Origin of the sequence: Gordonia jacobaea (genome assembly GCF_001186365.1) — a bacterium.
Lineage (GTDB): Bacteria > Actinomycetota > Actinomycetes > Mycobacteriales > Mycobacteriaceae > Gordonia > Gordonia jacobaea.
In genome coordinates, this window is record NZ_LDTZ01000013.1 from 130,473 (window position 1) to 151,830 (window position 21,358).

At 67.3% G+C, this 21,358-nt stretch carries 19 protein-coding genes; 14 read left to right on the top strand and 5 right to left on the bottom strand.

The window, feature by feature from the left end; translation table 11 throughout:
* Positions 1-12: 12 nt before the first annotated feature.
* Genes ABW18_RS00685 through ABW18_RS00705 form a run of 5 tightly spaced genes read left to right on the top strand, consistent with a single transcriptional unit; the run spans position 13 to position 6,271 of the window.
* On the top strand, positions 13-486 hold the full coding sequence (locus ABW18_RS00685) for a GNAT family N-acetyltransferase (protein ID WP_049697110.1): 474 nt from the start codon (positions 13-15) through the stop codon (positions 484-486).
* A complete protein-coding gene (locus tag ABW18_RS00690) occupies positions 483-2,507 on the top strand; it encodes a VWA domain-containing protein (protein ID WP_049697111.1) in 2,025 nt (674 codons plus the stop codon). The genes ABW18_RS00685 and ABW18_RS00690 overlap by 4 nt, the downstream gene beginning before the upstream one ends.
* Before the next feature lie 32 nt (positions 2,508-2,539).
* Entirely contained in the window at positions 2,540-3,157 is a 618-nt protein-coding gene (cobO, locus tag ABW18_RS00695; RefSeq protein ID WP_049697112.1) for a cob(I)yrinic acid a,c-diamide adenosyltransferase, read from the top strand.
* Positions 3,158-3,176: 19 nt separating this feature from the next.
* Positions 3,177-4,604 carry a cobyrinic acid a,c-diamide synthase CobB gene (locus ABW18_RS00700; RefSeq protein ID WP_049697113.1) on the top strand — a complete coding sequence of 476 codons (1,428 nt, stop codon included), beginning with the start codon at positions 3,177-3,179 and terminating at the stop codon, positions 4,602-4,604.
* Positions 4,604-6,271 carry a GAF domain-containing sensor histidine kinase gene (locus ABW18_RS00705; RefSeq protein WP_049697464.1) on the top strand — a complete coding sequence of 556 codons (1,668 nt, stop codon included), beginning with the start codon at positions 4,604-4,606 and terminating at the stop codon, positions 6,269-6,271. The genes ABW18_RS00700 and ABW18_RS00705 overlap by 1 nt, the downstream gene beginning before the upstream one ends.
* Before the next feature lie 4 nt (positions 6,272-6,275).
* Here the strand turns inward: ABW18_RS00705 and ABW18_RS00710 are convergent, their stop codons facing one another.
* Entirely contained in the window at positions 6,276-6,989 is a 714-nt protein-coding gene (locus ABW18_RS00710; protein ID WP_049697114.1) for a response regulator, read from the bottom strand.
* Positions 6,990-7,182: 193 nt separating this feature from the next.
* On the opposite strand from ABW18_RS00710, the gene ABW18_RS00715 reads away from it, so the two are divergent.
* From ABW18_RS00715 to ABW18_RS00730, 4 genes are all read left to right on the top strand, one after another.
* A complete protein-coding gene (locus ABW18_RS00715) occupies positions 7,183-8,181 on the top strand; it encodes an acyl-ACP desaturase (RefSeq protein WP_049697115.1) in 999 nt (332 codons plus the stop codon).
* Entirely contained in the window at positions 8,178-8,519 is a 342-nt protein-coding gene (locus tag ABW18_RS00720; RefSeq protein ID WP_082937950.1) for a hypothetical protein, read from the top strand. The genes ABW18_RS00715 and ABW18_RS00720 overlap by 4 nt, the downstream gene beginning before the upstream one ends.
* Before the next feature lie 117 nt (positions 8,520-8,636).
* Positions 8,637-9,974 carry a uroporphyrinogen-III C-methyltransferase gene (gene cobA / locus ABW18_RS00725; RefSeq protein WP_049697116.1) on the top strand — a complete coding sequence of 446 codons (1,338 nt, stop codon included), beginning with the start codon at positions 8,637-8,639 and terminating at the stop codon, positions 9,972-9,974.
* 106 nt (positions 9,975-10,080) lie between these two features.
* A complete protein-coding gene (locus ABW18_RS00730) occupies positions 10,081-11,628 on the top strand; it encodes an MFS transporter (RefSeq protein WP_049697117.1) in 1,548 nt (515 codons plus the stop codon).
* A 7-nt stretch (positions 11,629-11,635) separates the two neighbouring features.
* Here ABW18_RS00730 and ABW18_RS00735 read toward each other — a convergent pair whose 3' ends face one another.
* Together ABW18_RS00735 and yaaA are read right to left on the bottom strand one after the other, a co-directional pair.
* Complete coding sequence (locus tag ABW18_RS00735; protein WP_049697118.1) at positions 11,636-12,370, bottom strand: aminoglycoside 3'-phosphotransferase; 735 nt, start codon at positions 12,368-12,370, stop codon at positions 11,636-11,638.
* An 11-nt stretch (positions 12,371-12,381) separates the two neighbouring features.
* Entirely contained in the window at positions 12,382-13,122 is a 741-nt protein-coding gene (yaaA, locus tag ABW18_RS00740) for a peroxide stress protein YaaA (protein ID WP_049697466.1), read from the bottom strand.
* A gap of 83 nt (positions 13,123-13,205) precedes the next feature.
* Between yaaA and ABW18_RS00745 the strand changes: the two genes are divergently transcribed.
* A complete protein-coding gene (locus tag ABW18_RS00745) occupies positions 13,206-14,936 on the top strand; it encodes a proline--tRNA ligase (RefSeq protein WP_049697119.1) in 1,731 nt (576 codons plus the stop codon).
* 53 nt (positions 14,937-14,989) lie between these two features.
* Here ABW18_RS00745 and ABW18_RS00750 read toward each other — a convergent pair whose 3' ends face one another.
* Positions 14,990-15,424: a ferritin-like domain-containing protein gene (locus ABW18_RS00750; RefSeq protein WP_049697120.1), complete on the bottom strand. Its 435-nt coding sequence runs from the start codon at positions 15,422-15,424 to the stop codon at positions 14,990-14,992.
* Positions 15,421-15,987, bottom strand: a complete 567-nt coding sequence (locus ABW18_RS00755; protein ID WP_049697121.1) for a hypothetical protein — start codon at positions 15,985-15,987, stop codon at positions 15,421-15,423. The genes ABW18_RS00750 and ABW18_RS00755 overlap by 4 nt, the downstream gene beginning before the upstream one ends.
* Positions 15,988-16,227: 240 nt before the next feature.
* Between ABW18_RS00755 and rimP the strand changes: the two genes are divergently transcribed.
* The 4 genes from rimP (at position 16,228) to infB (ending at position 21,299) form a co-directional block, all read left to right on the top strand.
* The gene (rimP, locus tag ABW18_RS00760; RefSeq protein ID WP_049697122.1) at positions 16,228-16,773 is read left to right on the top strand and encodes a ribosome maturation factor RimP; all 546 of its coding nucleotides are present in this window, start codon (positions 16,228-16,230) and stop codon (positions 16,771-16,773) included.
* A 111-nt stretch (positions 16,774-16,884) separates the two neighbouring features.
* On the top strand, positions 16,885-17,925 hold the full coding sequence (nusA, locus tag ABW18_RS00765) for a transcription termination factor NusA (RefSeq protein WP_049697123.1): 1,041 nt from the start codon (positions 16,885-16,887) through the stop codon (positions 17,923-17,925).
* Positions 17,926-18,085: 160 nt separating this feature from the next.
* Positions 18,086-18,403 carry a YlxR family protein gene (locus tag ABW18_RS00770; RefSeq protein ID WP_152929968.1) on the top strand — a complete coding sequence of 106 codons (318 nt, stop codon included), beginning with the start codon at positions 18,086-18,088 and terminating at the stop codon, positions 18,401-18,403.
* A gap of 79 nt (positions 18,404-18,482) precedes the next feature.
* Positions 18,483-21,299, top strand: a complete 2,817-nt coding sequence (gene infB / locus ABW18_RS00775) for a translation initiation factor IF-2 (RefSeq protein WP_049697124.1) — start codon at positions 18,483-18,485, stop codon at positions 21,297-21,299.
* The last annotated feature ends 59 nt before the right edge of the window (positions 21,300-21,358 follow it).

Sequence of the window (21,358 nt, forward strand, 5' to 3'; positions counted from 1 at the left end):
AGTCACGACACCATGACCTCTGGGCAGCTTCATCGCAGCTTCACAGCCGACCTCGACGTCGAGACGCTGTACAACATCCTGCGATTGCGGGTGGATGTGTTCGTCGTCGAACAGTCCTGCCCGTACCCGGAACTCGACGGTCGGGATCTCGAGCCGGCTACCCGCCAGCTCTGGGTGTCCGACGACGAGGGGCGCGTGGTCGCGACGTTGCGGCTCCTCGAGGATTCCGGGGCACCTGGTGACGGCGAGATGTATCGGATCGGGCGAGTGTGCACCGACCGGTCCCGCAGAGGCGAGGGTATGACCGCGCGTCTCATCGAGACAGCGCTCGCCGAGGTCGGCGAGCATCCGTGCCGCATCGAGGCGCAGAGCTATCTCATCGACATGTATGCGAAGTTCGGTTTCGTCGTCGACAGCGAGGAGTACCTCGAGGACGGCATCCCGCACGACTCGATGATCCGACCTGCCAGAAGCACGCGCTCATGAGCGGTAGGCACGCTGTCGCGGCTCCGGTGAGCGCCACTCCTGCGCGGTATCCGTTCAGCGCCGTGGTGGGGCAGGAGCGGCTGAAGTTGGCGTTGATCCTGTGCGCGGTGTCGCCGGGCATCGGCGGTGTGCTGATCCGCGGCGAGAAGGGCACGGCCAAATCGACCATCGTCCGCGGACTCGGACCACTGATCGCTCACGAGAACACGGCAGACGGCGGCGACGAGCCGTCCGCGGGCAGAGTCGTCGAACTCCCGATCGGCGCCACCGAGGACCGCGTCGTCGGGTCGCTGGATCTGACGGCCGTACTGCGCGACGGCGAGGCGGTGTTCACGCCCGGGCTGCTTGCCCGTGCCGACGGGGGAGTGCTCTACATCGACGAGGTCAATCTCCTCGCCGACCACCTCGTCGACGTGCTGCTCGACGCCGCGGCCAGCGGGCGGGTGACCATCGAGCGCGACGGCGTCTCACATACCCAGGCCGCCGACTTCGTGCTCGTCGGAACGATGAATCCCGAAGAGGGAGAACTACGTCCGCAGCTGCTCGACCGTTTCGGGCTGGCCGTCGACGTCACCGCGGCGCGCGAGGTCGACGACCGCGTCGAGGTCATTCGACGCCGGATGGACTTCGACGCCGATCCCGATCGCTTCGTCGAACTGTATGCCGACGACGAACGAGCACTCTCCGACCGGATCGCCGCCGCTCGCGCAACCGTGGGAAGTGTCGAGATCAGCGCGCGAGAATTGCGACGCATCGCAGGCATCTGCGCGCACCTCGACGTCGACGGACTGCGCGGCGACATCGTCGTCGCACGCACCGCGGCCGCACATGCGGCGCTGCGCGGCGCAGCGTCGGTGACCGAGGAGGATGTGCGCGTCGGCGTCGAACTCGCTCTGCCACACCGTCGTCGACGCGACCCCTTCGACGAGTCGGGCATGTCCGAGCAGCAACTCGACGACGCGCTGTCGGCAGGCGACGACGCCGCGGGCCCTCCGGAAGAACCAGAGCCCGACCCGGACGGACCCGACGGTGCTCCTGCGCCCGAGCAACGCGACGAGTCTTCCGCTGACTTCAATCCTGCTGACTCCGATCCCACAGGCCCGCAACAGGATTCCAGCGACGAGCCTGTCGAGCAGGACGTCTCCGGACAGTCGCAGCAACCGCCGCGCGGCCAGATGTTCGGTGCCGCGGCGTCGAGTTCCGGTGTACGCATGCGGCGCCTGCGGGCCGACGGGGTCGGTGACGGCGATCCGGGTAAGCGGTCTCGCGCACGAAGCCGGCGCGGGCACACCGTGTCCGACACCGACTTCGCGCCGGGAGGTCCGGTCCACCTCTTCGGGACTGTGCTGCGCGCCGCAGGGCGTTCGGTCGCCGCCACTGAGATATCGACGACGCCCGAGCGGCTATCGGTTGCACCGGTCGATCTGCGTGGGGCACAACGCATCGGGCAGGAAGGCAACCTGGTGGTGTTCGTCGTCGACCTCAGCGGGTCGATGACGGCACGCAGGCGACTGAGTGCCGTGAGCCGGTTGTGCGTTGACCTGCTGCGCGATTCGTACACCCGGCGCGATCGGGTCGCGGTGATCGTGGCGCGCGGATCGCGTGCAGAACTCGCTGTGCCACCGACGAAATCGGTCGATATCGCTGTGCGGCGGCTCGCCGACATCAGGACCGGTGGCCGAACCCCGTTGGCGGAAGGACTGATCGAGGCGCAACGGGTCATCGAGCGTGCCCGACGCGCCGACCCGCGACGCAGACCGCTGCTCGTGGTGCTGACCGACGGTCGGGCCACCGCGGGACCTGACGCCGCCGGACGCGCATCGGTTGCGGCGCAGCGTATTCGGCGCAATGGAATCGACAGTGTCGTCGTCGACTGCGAGCAGGGCGTGGTTCGACTCGGACTGGCCGCGGATCTTGCCGTGCGCCTCGGGGCGCAGACGATGCGGACGGACGAGCTGTCGGTGGCGGCGTTGTCGGCCCCCGCCGCCGACCGGCGTCAGTCGCGCACGTCGGCCGCCTGATCCGAGTCCGCGCGAGAATAGGGAGAGTTACTGTGCCGCAGGGTGTTCCGCAGACGGTACCCGACGACGGGTTGACCACCCGGCAGCGTCGACAGCAGCCGGTACTGGCCGTGCACACCGGTGACGGCAAAGGAAAGTCGACAGCCGCGTTCGGGATGGCGATGCGCGCATGGAATGCGGGTTTGCGCGTGGCGGTCTTCCAGTTCGTCAAGAGCGCGAAATGGCGTGTGGGAGAAGAGTCGGCGATGGCCGCGCTCGGCGAGATCCACGCCGAACAGGGCATCGGCGGGCCCGTCGAGTGGCACAAGATGGGCCAGGGATGGTCGTGGCTGCGCGCCAATGCCGACGTCGCCGACGACCATGCCGCGGCGGCGCGTGCGGGGTGGGCTGAGATCGCCCGTCGTCTCGCCGACGAGCAGCACGACTTCTACGTGCTCGACGAGTTCACCTACCCCCTCGACTGGGGATGGATCGACACCGACGAGGTGGTGCGGACACTCGTCGACCGACCCGGCCGCCAACACGTGGTCATCACCGGACGTCGTGCTCCCGAGGCGCTTATCGACGCCGCCGATCTGGTGACCGAGATGCGCAAGGTCGCGCACCCGATGGACGCGGGACGTAAGGGCCAGAAGGGAATCGAGTGGTGAGCCGCGTGGCGAGGGCGACATGACGTCGATCCCCACAGTCGTCGTGGCCGCGCCGTCGTCGGGTAGCGGCAAGACCACCGTGAGCACCGGGCTGATCGGTGCGCTACGCCGCGCCGGGCACCGCGTTGCGCCGTTCAAAGTCGGCCCCGACTACATCGATCCCGGCTATCACGCGGTCGCCGCGGGACGTGTCGGTCGCAACCTCGACCCCAACCTGGTCGGAGCCGACCTGATCGGGCCGCTGTTCGCGGCCGGAAGTCTCGACGCCGACATAGCGGTGGTCGAAGGCGTCATGGGGCTCTTCGACGGCAGGATCACCGCTGACGACGTCGCCGACGCGGACCCGATCGGCACGGGCTCCACCGCGCACGTCGCAGCACTGCTGAACGCGCCGGTCGTTCTTGTCGTCGACGCCGCGGGTCACAGTCAGTCGCTCGCGGCGCTGCTGCACGGCTTCGTCGGCTACGAACCGTCGGTGCGGATCGCGGGTGTCGTGCTCAATCGGGTTGGCTCCCCGCGACACGAAGCCGTGCTGCGACAAGCCTGTGCGCGTGTCGGAATGCCCGTGCTCGGGGTGCTGCGTCGCGACTCGCGCCTTCAGGTGCCCTCTCGTCACCTGGGGCTGATCCCCGCCGCGGAGAGGTCGGTCGAGGCTGTCGAGGCCGTCGACGCGATGTCGGAAATGGTCGGCGCAGCACTCGATCTCGACGCAATCGTCGCGCTCGCGGAATCGGGCGGCGTCACGCTGTCGGCGCCGTGGTCGGCCGCCGACGCCATCGCAGACGCGGAGGAGGGCGTGCGATCCGAACGTCCGCACTCTGCTCGTCCCCACTCTGGACGCCCAGTCGTCGCGATCGCTGCGGGTGCTGCGTTCACCTTCGGGTACGCGGAGCACGCGGAACTGTTGCGCGCGGCCGGTGCGGAGGTCGTCGAGTTCGATCCGTTGGTCGACCGCCTGCCCGAGCGCGCAGCAGGACTCGTCGTCGGAGGGGGATTCCCCGAGGAACACGCAGACAAGCTGGCGGCCAATCATGAACTGCGAGAAGACATCGCGACGCTGAACCGCGCAGGTGGTCCCATCCACGGGGAGTGTGCAGGCCTGCTGTACCTCACACGAGAGCTCGACGGGCATCACATGACCGGGGTGATCGACGCGGTCGGTCGGTTCGGTTCCTCGCTCACCCTCGGATATCGCGACGCCGTGGCGGTCACCGATTCGGTGCTCTATCGGGCGGGCGAACGGGTCACCGGGCACGAGTTCCACCGCAGCGTCGTCGAACTCGATGCCGGGGCGCCTGCGTGGGCGTGGCGTGACCATCATGGCGCATCAGGTGTGCACGGCGTGGCGACGTCGAATGTCCACGCGTCGTATCTGCACGTGCACCCGGCGGCGGTGCCGACATCGATTGCGCGGTTCGTGCGCGCGTGCAAGCCGAAGGAGACGTGATGGCGGAGAGCAAGGTTGCGCAGGTGCTCGACATCCTGCGTGAGCACGGCGTCGACGATCCGGCGATCCTGCGTGATCTGCTCGAGGCCGTGCTTGTCGTCGGGCAGGGACTCGACCTCGACGAAGCCCTCCAGCGGATCGTCGAAGTCGCTGTCGGAGTCGTCGATGCTCGCTACGGCGCGCTGGGTGTGCGCGGTCCCGACGGTGGGCTGTCGGAGTTCGTGTACACGGGGATCACTCCGGACGAGCGGTCTGCGATGGGGTCGCTGCCGGTCGGCAAGGGAGTGCTGGGGGTCCTGATCAACGACCCCCACATCCTGCGCATTCCGGATCTGGCGAAACACCCTGCGTCGGTGGGCTTTCCGGCGAACCATCCGCCGATGACGACATTCCTCGGTGCTCCGATCATCATCCGTGGCTCCAACTTCGGCCGCATCTACCTGACCGAGAAGCGTGGGGCTGACCAGTTCTCGCCGCTCGACGAAGCGCTGATCGCGGTGCTCGCGGTGGCCGCCGGGATCGCCGTCGACAATGCCCAGTTGTTCGAGAGCTCACGCACGAGGCAGCGGTGGATGCAGGTGCTGGTGCGTCGCGGCTCCGAGCCACTCTCGGGAATCGCGTTGGAGGACACGCTGTCTCGGATGTGTACCGACGTCGCCGACCTGGTCGGCGCCTCCGACGTCCTCATCTTGAGCGACGAGAGCGACAGCGGAGACGATATCGTGCTCAGCGGCCACACCGGCGGGCCGATCGAGTTCGATCCCGCGGAGTTCTCGGCGCCGACGGGGACGGGGATGTCGATCGTGCCGATCGCCGATCTCTCGCCCGCACTCGGTCGGCGCGGTGCTCGCTGGGCGACGGTGCAACCGCTTGCGCGCGCCTCGGGGGCTTTCGGGTGGATCGTCATCACACATGTCGACGAACCGGTGTGGGAGGCCGAGGAGGCCTCGGGCCTGGCCGGCGTCTCCGAAGTGGCGTCGTTGGCGATGGTCTATGCGGAGCAGCAACAGGTCGCCCGCGACCTCGAGGTGCTCTCCGACCGCCACAGAATTGCCCGCGACCTGCACGACCACGTGATCCAGCGACTGTTCGCGATCGGCATGTCGATCCAGACGATGCTCGCGGCCGGCGGGAGCGGTGCGTCGGTGCGATTCGACGACGCCGCGCGCGCCGAGCGGCTCGAACAGGTGATGACCGACCTCGACCGCACGATCGCGCAGATCCGCACCTCGATCTTCGACCTGCAGACCGTCCCCGGGCATCACGACACCGCGACGTTGCGGCGCCGCGTCCTCGACATCGTGTCCGAACTCTCGGTCCACGCGCCGATCGCGCCGAGTGTGCAATTCGACGGCCCGGTCGACACCGTTGTCCCCGACGCGCTGGGGCCACACATCGACGCCGTGCTGCGCGAGGGACTGTCGAATGCGCTGCGCCACGCACACGCCGAGCACATCTCGGTGTCGGTGAGCGCCGACGACGTGCTGTCGGTCGAGATCACCGACGACGGGGTGGGTATCAGTACCGACGTCACCTACCGCGGTCTGGAGAACCTCACGCGCCGCGCAGAGGAATGCGACGGCACGTTCACCGTCGTCACCAATCCTCGTGTGGCGCCCGGCCGTTCGTCGGGGACGACGCTGACCTGGTCGGTGCCGCTCACCTAGCGGCTCAGGCCTTGCCGTCGCGGATCTTGGTGGCCATCACCGCGACCTGGGTGCGTCGCTGCATGTCGAGCTTGGCGAGGATACGTGAGACGTAATTCTTGATCGTCTTCTCCGCCAAGAACATTCGCTGAGCGATCTGGCGGTTCGTCAGCCCGTCGCCGATGAGGTTGAACACCTCGCGTTCCTGATGGGTGAGCTCTGCGAGAGGGTCGGACGGCTTGTTCTTGCCGTCGCGCAGCTTGGCGAGCAGTGCGGCGGTCGAACGGTCGTCGAGCAGCGAGCCGCCCCGTCCGACGGTGCGTACGGCCGCGATGAGGTTATGGCCGAGGATCTGCTTGAGCACGAAGCCGGACGCCCCCGCGAGTACCGCGGCGAGGAGTGCGTCGTCGTCGGCGTAACTGGTGAGCATGAGGCATCGGATCTCGGGTTCGGCGGCACGCACGTCGCGGCACAATTCGACGCCGTTGCCGTCGGGGAGCCGGACGTCGAGGACCGCGACGTCGGGCTTGGCGGCGAGGATGCCCACGCGGCCCTCGCCGACCGATGCGGCCTCGCCGACCACCTCGATGTCGTCGGCCGTGCTGAGCAGGTCACGGAGACCTCGACGCACCAACTCGTGGTCGTCGACGAGGAAGACGCGCACCCTCGACTCGTCCGGCGCGGTGTCCGACGCCGTGGGATCTGACGCCGCGGGGGCCGGCTGACCTTCGGAATGCATGTACCGAAATTACCGCAGGTCGAAGTTGAGTTCGCGACGTCGGTCCCCATCCACTCGGGACTTTGGTCTCACTCACGCCCCCTGCGTCACACGCGAGAGTGAATATCTGTCGGTGGAGGTCGGTGGTCGGGCCGAGCGGAACCGGACGACGCAGCGCTACGCGCGGCGTCGACGACGAGAGCGAGGAGAGACAGTGACGAGCCTCATCGGGCCAGGAATCAGCGACACCGGAATGACCGGTTCGGATCTGCTGCGGGAGTTGCTTCCCGTGTGCGAGACCGAGGTCGAGCGGCACATGAAGATGACCAAGGACTGGCATCCACACGACTACGTGCCCTGGGACGAGGGGCGCAACTTCGCTGCTCTCGGTGGCATCGACTGGGATCCGGAGCAGTCGCAGCTCTCCGACGTCGCGAAGGCCGCGATGATCACCAATCTGCTCACCGAGGACAACCTGCCGTCGTATCACCGGGTGATCGCGGAGAACTTCTCCCTCGACGACGCCTGGGGCTTCTGGGTGGGGCGCTGGACCGCCGAGGAGATGCGTCACTCGACGGTGATGCGCGACTACCTCGTCGTGACCCGCGGCGTCGACCCGGTGGAACTCGAAGAGACCCGCATGGCGCACATGACGTCGGGTTTCAATCCGCTGCCCGAGGACGACGGCCAGCGTGACCACAGCTTCGACATGCTCTTCGCGGTCAGCTACGTCAGCTTCCAGGAACTCGCGACGCGTGTGAGCCACCGCAACACCGGCAAGGCATGCGGCGACCCGATCGCCGACCGCATGCTGCAGCGGGTCGCCGCCGACGAGAACCTGCACATGCTCTTCTACCGCAACGTCGTTGCGGGCGCCCTCGACCTGGTTCCCGATCAGGCGATGTGCGCCATCTACAGCATCGTGTCGAACTTCCAGATGCCCGGCGCGACGATGCCCAACTTCCGGCGCAACGCGGTGCTGATCGCCAAGGGCGGCATCTACGATCTGCCGCAACATCTTTCGGAGGTCGTCATGCCGGTCCTGCGGAAATGGCGCATCTTCGAACGCGACGATTTCGGGCCGCTCGGCGAGATGTACCGGGAGAAACTGGCCGACTACCTCGAAGAAATGAACGTCAAGGTCGAGAAGTTCGAGCGCGCCCGCGAACGCGCACTCGAACGCGAGGCGAAGAAGGCGAGGGCAGGAGCGTGACCGTGATCGACAACAGGCTGGCACTGACGATCTCGCCCGCGGACGACGCCGGGGCACGGGATTGTGACGGGTGTTGCGGCGCGTGCGAGCGTGAGACCCCCGACCAGCGCGACGTCCCCGAAGGCTTCGACGAGGCGATCATGATGGCCGAGGCCGCCACGTTGCACAACCCGACCCGGTGGAATGAGATCCGCACCCACGCACCGGATTCCGCTGCAGGGGAGTACTGCTCGTCGATCCTCCTCGGCGCGTTGTTGCAGTCCGCGGCGCACCGGCTCGGGGTGCCCGCCGCCGACGTGTGGTCCTACGTCCGACGCGTCGGTGAGCTGCCGCTCTGAGTTGGTGAACCCGTGAATCGGTGATCCTCCACGATCACGAGGGTGCGGTGCGCCTCATTGCGGGCCGACCCGTCGCGATCCGGACGCACGCGCGTCTCGTCGGTAGGATCAGCACCCATGTCAGACGATGCGTCCGCGGTCCCCGGTGGCGATAACGACAAGAGTGGCGACAACGTCCACTATCTCGCCGGGCTCGATCTGCACGGACGAAAGGTGGTTGTCGTCGGTGGTGGGTCGGTTGCGCAGCGTCGACTTCCGAATCTTGTGGCCGCCGGCGCGCGGGTAGAGGTCGTCGCGATTGATCCGACGCCCGCCGTCGAGTCGTTTCCGGGGGTCGTCGTGCACAAGCGTGCGTATGTCGACGGCGATCTCGACGGGGCGTGGTACGCGATGGCGTGTACCGACGATCCCGATGTGAACGCAGCGGTCGTCGCCGAGGCGGAGCGTCGGCACACGTTCTGTGTGCGGGCCGACGAAGCGCGGTGGGGCAGTGCTGTCACCCCGGCGTCGGGGCGACACCGCGACGTGCAGTTCGGGGTGCTGGCGAGCGGCGATCACAGGTTGTCGGCGGCCTTGCGCGCCGCGATCTCGCGGGCACTGGCGGACGGCTCACTCGACGTCGACGAACAGCCGCACCCGCCGGGCGTCGCGCTCGTCGGAGGTGGCCCGGGCGACCCCGACCTCATCACCGTGCGCGGACTCAAACTGCTGATGGCGGCCGACGTCGTCGTCGCGGATCGGTTGGCGCCACCGGAGCTCTTGGCCTCACTCGGTCCGCAGGTGGAGATCATCGACGCCGCGAAGGTGCCCTACGGGCGGGCGATGAAGCAGGAGGCCATCAACGACGTCCTCACCTCCAAAGCGAAAGAGGGCAAGTTCGTCGTGCGGTTCAAGGGCGGCGACCCGTATGTCTACGGTCGCGGCTTCGAAGAGTTGCAGGCATGCGTGGCCGCGGGGGTTCCGGTGACCGTGGTCCCCGGCATCACCAGCCCGATCTCCGTGCCGAGTTCTGCCGGCATCCCCGTCACGCATCGTGGCGTCACGCATGAGGTGGTGATCGCCTCGGGGCACGTCCGGCCCGGACACCCCGACTCGCTCATCGACTGGTCGGTGCTCGCACAGCTACGCGGAACGCTGGTGCTGATGATGGCCGTCGAACGTGTCGACGTCTTCGCCGACGCGCTGCTGGCAGGCGGCAAGCCCGGCGACACCCCGGTCGCGATGATCGAGAACGGGTCGCTGCCGACCCAACGCCTCATCCGCACCGACCTCGCCCACGCCGGCGAGACCGCCGCGCGCGAAGGACTCAAGCCACCCGCGATCGTCGTGATCGGCGCCGTCGCGGGATTCGACGATGCCGATGCCGTCGCGGCGTTCGGTGATCTCGACAGAGCTCGATCAGCGGGGGACGAGGCTCGATCAGCGGTGGACGAGTCTCGATCAGCGCGACGGTAGGGTGCCAGGCCGTCGACTGGGCGCTATACCCAGCCGACTGGGCATACAACCTATCCGCCAACGAGAATTGGCACATACGCGCAGGGGCGCGGTAGCGTCGAAGCCTATGTCGTCGTCACCTGGGCAAGCACACCGGCTGGATTTCGCGGCCGGGGCGTCGGACACCAATCAGTACCGGCCGGTGTTCGGACTCGCGATCCTTGTGCTGTCCGGAATGCAGCTACTGATGGTGCTCGACGGTACCGTCGCTGCGCTGGCGCTTCCGAAGATCCGCGAGTCGCTGCAACTCTCAGAGTCCGGCGCGAACTGGATCATCAGCAGCTACGTCCTGGCTTTCGGTGGGTTGATGCTCCTCGGTGGTCGACTCGGCGACACCTTCGGGCGCAAGCGCATGTTCGTGATCGGCGTCGCGGCCTTCACCGTGACCTCACTGCTGTGTGGCCTGGCCTGGGACGAGACGAGCCTGATCGTCGGACGTGCCCTGCAGGGTGCCTCGGCGGCCGTGGCAGCGCCGACCGCGATGGCCCTGGTCGCCACGACGTTCGCGCCAGGTAAACCGCGCAGTCAGGCGTTCGCGATCTACGCGGCGATGACCGGTATCGGTTCAGTCGCGGGCCTGATCCTCGGTGGTGTGCTGACCCAGGTCTCCTGGCGTCTTGTGTTCCTGATCAACGTCCCGATCGGCCTGCTCGTCGCTCTCGGCGCGTACTTCGTCCTGCGCGAATCCCAGGGTGTGCGATTGTCCCTCGACCTACCGGGAGCCGTGCTCGCGACGCTGGGATGCTCACTGCTGGTGCTCGCGGTGAACGAGGGCCCGAGCGGTTGGGGCCGTCCGATCGTCATCGGCTCGTTCATTCTCGGCGGTCTTGCTCTTGTTGCGTTCGTCATAGTCGAGCGACGTGCCAGCAACCCGATCTTGCCGTTCGTTCTCTTCGACAACACGAGTCGCGTGGCCGCGCTGGTCGCCATCTTCTTCGCCAGCATGATCATGATGTGTATGGCGGTCTTCATCTCGCTGTACCTCCAGGGAATCCTGAAGTACAGCCCCGTGCAGAGTGGTCTCGCGGTCGTGCCGTTCGCGTTCGGCCTCGGAATCGCCGCTGCGATCGCGTCGAAGCTCGCGCTGCATGTTCAGCCGCGGTGGCTGGTGCTCTGCGGCGGCGCAATCATTCTGGCCGGTTGCCTGTACGCGGCGTCGATCGCGTCGAAGGCCCCCGCGTACTTCCCGAGCATCCTCATCCCTGTCGTGGTGATCGGCGTGGGTGTCGGTTTCGCTGTCATCCCGCTGACGCTCTCGGTTGTCGCGGGCGTCGGGCCGAATGAGATCGGGCCGCTCACAGCGCTCGCGCAGGTCGCCCAGAACCTCGGCGGTGCGATCGGGTTGGTTGCGGTCGGGGCGCTCGTGACGTCCCGCGCGTTGTCACTCGGCGGCACCACTGCACCCGTGGAAACGATGAACGCGACGCAACTCGCAGCGCAGGCCAACGGCTACGGATTGGCCTTCGCGTGCTGCGCGGGCATCGCGGTGATTGCCGCGGTCGTCGTGTTGTTCATGCGGTTCACCCCCGAGCAGGTGGCCGAGGGGCAGGCCGCGCAAGAAGCCGCGGACGCCGGACTCGACGCGGACATCGCGCAGAACACCCGCGACCACTGATCAGGTTTCAGGTGGAGTCCCAGAGACGCTGGTAGAAGCTCATTCGCTCCTCGTCGAAGTCGACGCCGTACGCCTCGACGAGCGGTCGTTCCCATCCGGGCCCGTAGTCCCACTCCGTACTCATGGCTGCGACGGCGATGTCGGCCCAGCGATCTGCGACGCCGAGGCTGCCCAGATCGACGTACGCCGTCACCTGTCCGGGGTCTGACAGCAGGAAGTTGGGGCAGCACGCGTCGCCGTGACACACGACCGCGCGGTCGATCGTGGGGGCATCTGTGGCCTCGAGTTGGACGTCGATGCCGCGCGACCGTGCGTCGGAAATGCGTTCTGCGGGCGACCACGTCCACGGACACGCGTCGGTGGGCAACGTGTCGTGCAGACGGCGAAGACCTCGACCGAGCGCTGGGACGGTGATCTCGGGGTGTTCGAGCCACGGTGTGAACACCGCCGAATCCCCTGGCGCTGCGGCCGTGAGCATCCACTCCGCGCTCTCGTCGTATCCGGCGTCGAGGACGGTGGGACACGCGACGAACCGCGCCGCCCACAAGAGTCGGTGAGCTTCGGCGCTCAGGGAGACCTCGTCTGTCGGTGGCTGCCATTTCAGGTACCGGGCGGACGGGCCTTCGCCGAGCCGATAGGTGATGCCACCGACATCATTGAGCCAGACCGGCGTGATCGGATCGTCGCCGGAATGCGACAAGACAACGTCGGGAATTTCGTGCGCGGGGACAGCAGAGGTCATCGGGATCGGTGTCAGTCGGTCAGGACGACGATCTCGTCGGGTCGGGGAATCTCGACGCGCTGCCCGGCGTCGGACAGCACGGCGGCGAGGGCGTTGATGTCACGGACGTTTCGGCGCGTCCGTACCAGTTCGCGGGCCATCAACCCCTTGTAGTGTTTGTTGAAGTGGCTCACCACTTTTCGGGTGCCGTCGGGCGCCTCTGTCATCACCGTGGCGGTCACCGCGCCAGAGACGGGGCCCAACTGCTGGTAGATCCCAGAGCGCAGGTCGATGACGAAATCGTCCACGGCGTCGAGCGCGTTCGAGAGAGCTGGTTTCCACGCCGAGGTGAGTGTGCCGAAGCCGGGCAGTGTCGATCCGCCCGAGAGGCGGTACGCGGGTATCCGGTCGCTTGCCCGGATGACCCCGAACAGCGCCGACCCGATCGCGAGGCGATCTGCCGCTTTCGTCTTGCCCGCGCGGGTCAGTGATCGGTGGTCGAGGGCGTCGTAGAGCACGCCGGTGTAGCGCTCGATGGCAGGGCGGGTGGGGGAGAGCCAGAGGTCGGCGTTGCGGTCGACCTCGGCGAGTTGTGTCTTGCCGAGCCCGAGTGCCTTGACGCTCGCGTCGAGATCACCAGCGAGGTCGACTACGGCGTCGGCGATCTGTTTGCGGACCGGATTGAGTTCGGTGAACGAGAGTGCGTCGAGGTCGAGTGGGGCGCCGGAACCCCCGTCGGACTTGGTTTCCGAGGGCGGGAGGATGACGAGCACGTCGAACACTGTATCCGGCCATGCGGACGGGACCGAAAAGCGTGTGCGGTGGCCGACTAGACTGATCGACCGTGATCACACGGATGTCGACGCTGTTCCTGCGTACGCTGCGCGATGACCCGGCAGACGCCGAGGTTCCCAGCCACAAGCTGCTTGTTCGCGCTGGATATGTTCGGCGCGTCGCGCCGGGCGTGTACAGCTGGCTCCCGCTGGGACTGCGTGTGCTCAGGGCGGTCGAGAACATCGTGCGCGAGGAGATGAACTCGATTGGTGCGCAGGAGATCCTGCTGCCCGCGCTGCTACCGCGTGAACCGTACGAGACGACGGCCCGCTGGACCGAGTACGGCGACAACCTGTTTCGTGTGAAGGACCGCAAGGGCACCGACATGCTCCTCGGTCCGACGCACGAGGAGATCTTCGCGCAACTGGTCAAGAGTGAGTACTCGTCGTACAAGGATCTGCCGGTCATCCTCTATCAGATCCAGACCAAGTACCGCGACGAGGAACGTCCGCGCGCAGGTATTCTGCGTGGACGCGAGTTCGTCATGAAGGACTCGTACTCGTTCGACCTCGACGACGACGGTCTGAAGGCCTCCTACATCGCGCACCGTGACGCCTACCAGCGCATCTTCGCGCGGCTCGCGGTGCGATACGTCATCGTCGCCGCGACGTCCGGTGCGATGGGCGGCAGTGCCTCGGAGGAGTTCCTCGCCGAGAGCGAAGTGGGCGAGGACACGTTCGTACGATGCGTGGAGTCGGGCTACGCGGCCAATGTCGAGGCCGTCGTCACGCCTGCGCCCGAATCGATTCCGTTCGACGGCCTCGCGGAGGCGCAGGTTCACGAGACCCCCGACACCACGACGATCGAGACGCTCGTGGCGTGGGCCAATGAGACCCTCGACGGGACGTTCGACGCCGCGGACACACTCAAGAACGTGATGGTCAAGGTCCGCCAACCCGGAGGCGAGTGGGAGTTGCTCGGCATCGGCGTTCCGGGTAATCGCGAGGTCGACTTCAAGCGGCTCGAGGCGTCGTTGGAGCCTGCCGAGGTCGAGATGCTCACCGAGGCCGACTTCACGGCCAACGCGTTCCTGGTGAAGGGCTACATCGGGCCAAAAGCACTGCAGGAGAACGGTGTTCGCTATCTCGTCGATCCGCGCGTCGTCGACGGCACTGCGTGGATCACGGGTGCCGACCAACCCAACCGGCACGTCGTCGGACTCGTCGCCGGGCGCGACTTCACGCCGGACGGGACGATCGAGGCCGCCGAAATTCTCGACGGCGATCTCTCGCCGGACGGCAAGGGGCCGCTGGTGGCCGCGAAGGGCATCGAGATCGGTCACATCTTCCAGTTGGGCCAGAAGTACACCAACGCCTTCGAGGTGGATGTACTCGGCGAAAGCGGAAAGCCGGTCCGCCTGACCATGGGCTCCTACGGCGTCGGCGTGTCACGCCTCGTCGCGGTGATTGCCGAGCAGCAGCACGACGACAAGGGATTGTGCTGGCCGGCAGAGGTGGCGCCCTACGACGTGCACCTGGTGATCGCCAACAAGGACGAGGCCGCGATCGGCGGCGCGACGTCGCTGGCCGAGGAACTCGACGCCGAGGGTCTCGACGTTCTGCTCGACGACCGCAAGTCGTCGCCCGGCGTGAAGTTCAAGGACGCCGAACTGCTCGGCATGCCCATCGTGGTCGTTGTTGGTCGCGGCTACGCCAACGGCGTCGTCGAGGTCCGCGACCGCTTCACCGGCGAGAGCGCCGAGGTGCCGGTCGACAACGCGGTGTCGGCGATCGTCGCGGCGGTGCGCGGCTAGCTTCCGGCGGCCGGTCCGGCAACCCGAGCTGATCGGGCTGCCGGACCACCGGACTATTGGGGCTGTCCCGGGAACGGGACGGTCACCGGACTCTCGCGCAATGCCGCACGCCAGGTGGCCGCGCGCTGTGCGCAGTCGGTGAGCTGGTCGACGGCCAGGCGGCGCGCTGATTCGGAGTCGGCTCGCTCGAGCGCGGAGCGATACGCCGTGGCGCAATCATTTTCGGCGGCCAGCGCGGCGCGGGCGGCACTGGTGGGGTCGGTGACCTGCACCGGCAAGGTGTATCCGGAGGCCATGTCGGGTGGCGTCGCGCCCCCTGCCAAGATGGCGGCGTTCAGGGCGTCTCGCGCAGCGCGGTGGGCAGCGGTGTAGTCGGCGACAGTGGTGCGTCGAGTCGCGGACACGAAGGCCGTCGTGACTCCGTATGTGAAGATCGCGGCATTCTCGGCCTGCGTCGCCGCGGCCAGAGCGTCGGTCGTGGCGGTCATGCGAGCTGCACCTCCACGAGTGTTGCGATCGAAGCGCTGACCGACCCGGCCAGTCCTGCCGAGTAGCCCTTCAGTGAGATCGCGGCGTCGTGTGCTGTGCGGGTCGACGCACGCAGCGCCGAGCGCAGCTCGTCGAGCGTGCCCGCTGTCGACGACGACTCCGGTGTGGACGTCGACGACGCACCCGCACCGGTCGAGCCTGGGGTCGCGGATGCCGACGGTGCGGCAGACAACTGGTTGGCCGTGTCGGAGTCGAGGCGTTGGACTTCCTGCGAGAGTGCGGTCGCGTGGGCGTCGCGCTGCTCGGCGATCACTCCGAGCGCCGCGCTGTAGGTCGGAAGGCGAGGGGCGAGGGAACGTGCTGCCGCAGCGTCGGAGCGGGCGGCCTTGGCCAAGGGGAGCAGGGCGGTTGCGGTGATCTCATTGGGCGTCGGGCCGCTGTCGCATGCGCTCGATGCGCCGATCACGAGTGCTCCGGCACCGAGCGCGAGGCCGCCTCGCAAGACGGTGCGACGATCCACGGCGTCGAGTACATCGGTGGCTGCTGGCTTCACCCGACACATGATGCCAGCCCGACACACGGGCGCCGCATGGGCCGCGAGCGGTCCGGCGGCTTGAAGTAGCCTGCCGAGTCCGAGGCCGGTCGCAAGGTGGTCGGGAGAGGGTCGAATATCGACTAGAATGGGGTGCCGTCGGATGCGGCAGAGCAATCGTCTCGAAAGCCAACCGATGGCTACGGACGCAACTGACGACCGCAACTGAACACGCTGCGCGGCAAGCGAAGACGAGGAGTGAGGGGAGCAATGAGCATCGATACACGACAACTCCGCACACTCGTCGACACCTTTGTCGCCGACCGCGGATTCGACGTCGAAGACGTCGCGGTCACCCAGGGTGCGGACGGCGACGCTGTCGTCGTGATCGTCGATCGGGACGGGGGAGGTTCTCTCGACGAGCTCGCCGACCTCAGTCGCGAACTGTCGGACGCGCTCGACGCCGATCCTGCCTACTCCGATATCGACACACTCGAGGTCACCTCACCCGGCGTCGACAGGCCGCTCACGACCGAACGTCAGTGGCGTCGCGCTGCCGGACGCAAGGTGCTCATCGATCTCGTGGACGACGACGGGCCTGCCCGTGTCGCCGGCAGGGTCGGTCCGTTACACGACGGCCAGGTCGACATCGTGAGCAACGACCGTGGGCGTTTCCGGGTGCGCGCCGTCGAGCTCGACGCGGTCACACGCGCCGTGGTCGACGTCGACTTCTCGCGGCCGGGAGTCGCCGAACTGCGATTGTGCGGCCTCGACGACGAACAGATCGCGCAACGTCGCGACACCGTCACCTCGTAGCGACTCGACAACGCAGCCGACGAGACAAACCGGGCGACAAAAACTGACTTCAGAACCGAACGACACAGCCGAAAAATTCCATAGCAGCCGACAAGTGAATAGGAGCGCCCAATGAACATCGACATCAATGCACTGCGCATGATCGAGGCCGACAAGGGAATCTCGATCGACACCGTCATCACCGCCATCGAGACCGCATTGCTCACCGCATACCGCCACACCGACGGGTTCGCGCCGCACGCGCGCATCGACGTGAATCGCAAGAGCGGGGCGGTCCGGGTGATGGCCCAGGAGGTCGACGAGGACGGCACCGTCGTCCACGAGTACGACGACACCCCCGAGGGATTCGGTCGGATCGCGGCCACCACCGCCCGTCAGGTCATCCTGCAGCGTCTGCGGGACGCGGAGAACGAGAAGAACTTCGGCGATTTCGTCACCCACGAGGGCGAGATCGTCGGCGGCGTCGTCCAGCAGGACGCCCGCGCCAACGCACGCGGCATGATCGTCGTGCAGATCGGTAGCGACGCCAACAGTGCGGAGGGAGTCATCCCGCCCGCTGAGCAGGTGCCAGGGGAGAGCTACAAACACGGCGAGCGCATCAAGTGCTATGTCGTCGGGGTCTCGCGGGGCCCGCGCGGGCCGCAGATCACGCTGTCGCGCACCCATCCGAACCTTGTCCGCAAACTGTTCGCCCTCGAGGTCCCCGAGATCGAGGACGGATCGGTCGAGATCGTCGCCGTGGCGCGCGAGGCGGGTCACCGCTCCAAGATCGCCGTGCACACCGGTGTCAGCGGACTCAACGCCAAGGGCGCGTGCATCGGTCCGATGGGGCAGCGCGTGCGCAACGTAATGAGCGAGTTGTCCGGCGAGAAGATCGACATCATCGACTACGACACCGATCCCGCCGTGTTCGTCGGGAACGCTTTGTCGCCTGCGAAGGTCGTCTCGGTGGAGGTCGTCGACGCCGCGCAGAAAGCCGCGCGTGTCGTGGTGCCCGACTATCAGCTCTCGCTCGCGATCGGTAAGGAAGGTCAGAATGCCCGCCTGGCAGCTCGACTGACGGGTTGGCGAATCGACATCCGTTCCGACGCCGACGACGCTCCCGGTGCACCCGCCGGACAGGCGGGCGGGCCGGGCACCGGACGCGCGTGATGAGGTCCGGTTGTCCAGTTCGGTGCTCGGCGCGCTAGACTGATCGATGGTCACGCGAATGCGGCCGGCCGCCCCCTGTGGACACGCTTCCGATGGTGGTGACCGGTCCGGTCCGCGGAACGACTCTTCCGAGAGTCATTCTCCGCAAGGTCCGATCCGTATGTGTCTGGGATGTCGGCAACGAGCCGGCATCGCAGATCTGGTCCGTGTCGTCGTCGTCACCGGCGCGAGCGGCCCGAGGATCGCGGTCGACACCGCGAAGACCATGCCTGGGCGAGGTGCTTGGCTGCATCCGATGGCGGACTGCGTGTCCGCCGCGGTTCGACGCCACGCGTTTGCCCGGGCGCTGAGGAGTCCGGGACTGGTCGTAGACCAGTCCGACCTCAAAGAAGTGCTGTACACCCGCTCGGGAGACAGCACGGACGAGAGCGGCCCTAACGGGCCAGAACAGGTAGCAGAAGACATGAGCACACCGTGAAGTCACCACGATGAGCACGTATCGGACGTAATCCGAGGCCGTGGCGGGCAAGCCGCTCGGCCTCCAAGTGAGGAGAGCAGTGGCAGGCAAAGCCCGCGTGCATGAACTGGCCAAGGAACTTGGCGTGACGAGCAAGCAAGTGCTCGAACGTCTCAAAGAACAGGGCGAGTTCGTCAAATCCGCGTCGTCGACCGTCGAGGCCCCCGTGGCCCGCCGACTCCGCGAATCCTTCCCCGCAGCTAACGGGGGAGCAACCAAGAACGACTCCACGAAGTCGGCAGCACCCAAGCCGGGTGCCGCGGCTCGTGACAACTCTGCTGCGCCCAAGCCCGGCGCAGCTCGCCCCGGCCCCAAGCCGGCGGCTCCGAAACCTGCACCAGCACCGACGCCTGCCGCCGCACAGTCGGCACCAGCGCCCGCGCCTGCAGCCACCCCGGCACCTGCCGCCGCGCCCACCCCGGCGCCGGCACAGAAGCCGACGCCCGCGGCAGCTCAGGCTTCCGCGCCGGCGCCGACGAGTCCACGTCCCGGGCCCAAGCCCGGTCCGCGTGCGCCTCGCGTCGGAAACAATCCGTATTCGTCTGCTCCCGCACCAGCTCCGCGCCCGGCGGCACCACGTCCCGGACCCGGTCAGGGCGGTCCCCGCCCGGGTGGTGGACGTCCCACACAGGGCCGACCAGGTCAGGGTGCAGGGCGCCCCGGTCCCGGCGGTGCCGGAGCACGTCCCGCACCGGGTCAGGGCGGACCTCGCCCGAACCCGGGCAACATGCCCCCTCGCCCGAACCCGGGTGCCATGCCCAGTCGTGCGGCACGTCCCGACGCAGGCCGACCAGGCCGCGGCGGCGGACCGGGCGGTCGCGGTGGCGGCGGTGGCGGAGGCTATCGCGGTGGCGGCGGAGGCGCGCCCGCCGGAGCACCGGGAGGTCCTCCCGGAGGTTTCCGCGGACGCCCCGGTGGCGGCGGTCGCGGTCGTGGCGGCGCAGCCGGTGCGTTCGGACGTCCAGGTGGTGCACCCCGCAAGGGTCGCAAGTCCAAGCGTCAGAAGCGGCAAGAGTACGACTCGATGCAGGCTCCGGCCGTCGGTGGCGTCAGGCTGCCGCGCGGCAACGGTGAGACGATTCGTCTCGCCCGCGGCGCTTCGCTGTCCGACTTCGCCGACAAGATCGACGCCAACCCGGCATCGCTGGTCCAGGCGCTGTTCAACCTCGGCGAGATGGTCACGGCGACCGAGTCGGTCAACGACGAGACGCTGGAGCTGCTCGGCTCCGAGATGAACTACAACGTCCAGGTCGTCAGCCCGGAGGACGAAGATCGCGAGCTCCTCGAGAGCTTCGATCTCTCCTACGGCGAGGACGAGGGCGGCGAAGAGGATCTCGAACAGCGTCCGCCGGTGGTCACCGTCATGGGTCACGTCGACCACGGCAAGACCCGCCTGCTCGACACCATCCGTAAGGAGAACGTGCGTGAGGGCGAGGCCGGTGGCATCACCCAGCACATCGGTGCCTACCAGGTGAATACGCACCTCAACGGCGACGATCGACTGATCACGTTCATCGACACCCCGGGTCACGAGGCGTTCACCGCCATGCGTGCCCGTGGTGCCAAGTCGACCGACATCGCGATCCTCGTGGTCGCCGCCGACGACGGCGTCATGCCGCAGACGGTGGAGGCCGTGAACCACGCGCAGGCAGCAGATGTGCCGATCGTGGTCGCGGTCAACAAGATCGACAAGGAAGGCGCCGATCCGTCGAAGATCCGCGGCCAGCTCACCGAATACGGGCTGATCCCCGAGGAGTACGGCGGCGACACGATGTTCGTCGACATCTCGGCCAAGCAGGGCACCAACATCGAGCAGCTGCTCGAAGCGGTGCTGCTGACTGCCGACGCGTCGCTCGATCTGCGTGCCAACCCCGACATGGACGCTCAGGGTGTCGCCATCGAGGCGCACCTCGACCGCGGTCGCGGACCTGTGGCGACAGTGCTGGTCCAGCGCGGAACGCTGCGAGTCGGCGACTCCGTGGTGGCAGGCGATGCCTACGGTCGTGTGCGACGCATGGTCGACGAGCACGGCGACGACGTCAACGAGGCTCTGCCTTCGCGACCCGTCCAGGTCATCGGCTTCACGTCGGTGCCGGGTGCAGGTGACAACCTGCTCGTCGTCGAAGAAGATCGCACCGCCCGGCAGATCGCCGACCGGCGCAACGCGCGCAAGCGCAACGCGCTGGCCGCACGTAGCCGCAAGCGGATCAGCCTCGAGGACCTCGATTCGGCGCTGAAGGAAACCAGCCAGCTGAACCTGATCCTCAAGGGCGACAACGCAGGTACCGTCGAGGCGCTCGAAGAGGCGCTGCTCGGTATCGACATGGGCGACGAGGTGTCGCTGCGCGTCATCGACCGTGGTGTCGGTGGCGTGACGGAGACCAACGTCAACCTGGCTGCGGCGTCGGATGCGATCATCATCGGCTTCAACGTCCGTGCGGAGGGCAAGGCCACAGAGCTCGCCAACCGCGAGGGTGTCGACATCCGGTACTACTCGGTGATCTACCAGGCCATCGACGAGATCGAGAGTGCGCTCAAGGGCATGCTCAAGCCGATCTACGAAGAGGTGGAGCTCGGCCGCGCCGAGATCCGCGCCATCTTCAAGAGCTCGAAGGTCGGCAACATCGCCGGTTGCCTGGTGCAGTCCGGTCTCATCCGCCGCAACGCGAAGGCTCGTCTGCTGCGCGACAACGTGGTGGTCGCCGAGAATCTCACGATCTCGTCGCTGCGACGCGAGAAGGACGACGTCACCGAGGTTCGCGAAGGCTACGAATGTGGTCTCACGCTGACGTACAGCGACATCAAAGTCGACGACGTCATCGAGAGCTACGAGTTGCAGGAGAAGCCGCGCGACTGACGCGCGGATCGTCGAACACGCTCCCCTTCCGGGGCCTGAGGGCACTTAGTGCTCGACGG

Coding starts and splice junctions, on each gene's coding strand:
- ABW18_RS00685 (WP_049697110.1), top strand. CDS start 13: ATGACCTCTGGGCAGCTTCATCGCAGCTTCACAGCCGACCTCGACGTC.
- ABW18_RS00690 (WP_049697111.1), top strand. CDS start 483: ATGAGCGGTAGGCACGCTGTCGCGGCTCCGGTGAGCGCCACTCCTGCG.
- ABW18_RS00700 (WP_049697113.1), top strand. CDS start 3,177: ATGACGTCGATCCCCACAGTCGTCGTGGCCGCGCCGTCGTCGGGTAGC.
- ABW18_RS00705 (WP_049697464.1), top strand. CDS start 4,604: ATGGCGGAGAGCAAGGTTGCGCAGGTGCTCGACATCCTGCGTGAGCAC.
- ABW18_RS00710 (WP_049697114.1), bottom strand. CDS start 6,989: ATGCATTCCGAAGGTCAGCCGGCCCCCGCGGCGTCAGATCCCACGGCG.
- cobA (WP_049697116.1), top strand. CDS start 8,637: ATGTCAGACGATGCGTCCGCGGTCCCCGGTGGCGATAACGACAAGAGT.
- ABW18_RS00730 (WP_049697117.1), top strand. CDS start 10,081: ATGTCGTCGTCACCTGGGCAAGCACACCGGCTGGATTTCGCGGCCGGG.
- ABW18_RS00735 (WP_049697118.1), bottom strand. CDS start 12,370: ATGACCTCTGCTGTCCCCGCGCACGAAATTCCCGACGTTGTCTTGTCG.
- ABW18_RS00745 (WP_049697119.1), top strand. CDS start 13,206: ATGTCGACGCTGTTCCTGCGTACGCTGCGCGATGACCCGGCAGACGCC.
- ABW18_RS00750 (WP_049697120.1), bottom strand. CDS start 15,424: ATGACCGCCACGACCGACGCTCTGGCCGCGGCGACGCAGGCCGAGAAT.
- ABW18_RS00755 (WP_049697121.1), bottom strand. CDS start 15,987: ATGTGTCGGGTGAAGCCAGCAGCCACCGATGTACTCGACGCCGTGGAT.
- rimP (WP_049697122.1), top strand. CDS start 16,228: ATGAGCATCGATACACGACAACTCCGCACACTCGTCGACACCTTTGTC.
- nusA (WP_049697123.1), top strand. CDS start 16,885: ATGAACATCGACATCAATGCACTGCGCATGATCGAGGCCGACAAGGGA.
- ABW18_RS00770 (WP_152929968.1), top strand. CDS start 18,086: ATGTGTCTGGGATGTCGGCAACGAGCCGGCATCGCAGATCTGGTCCGT.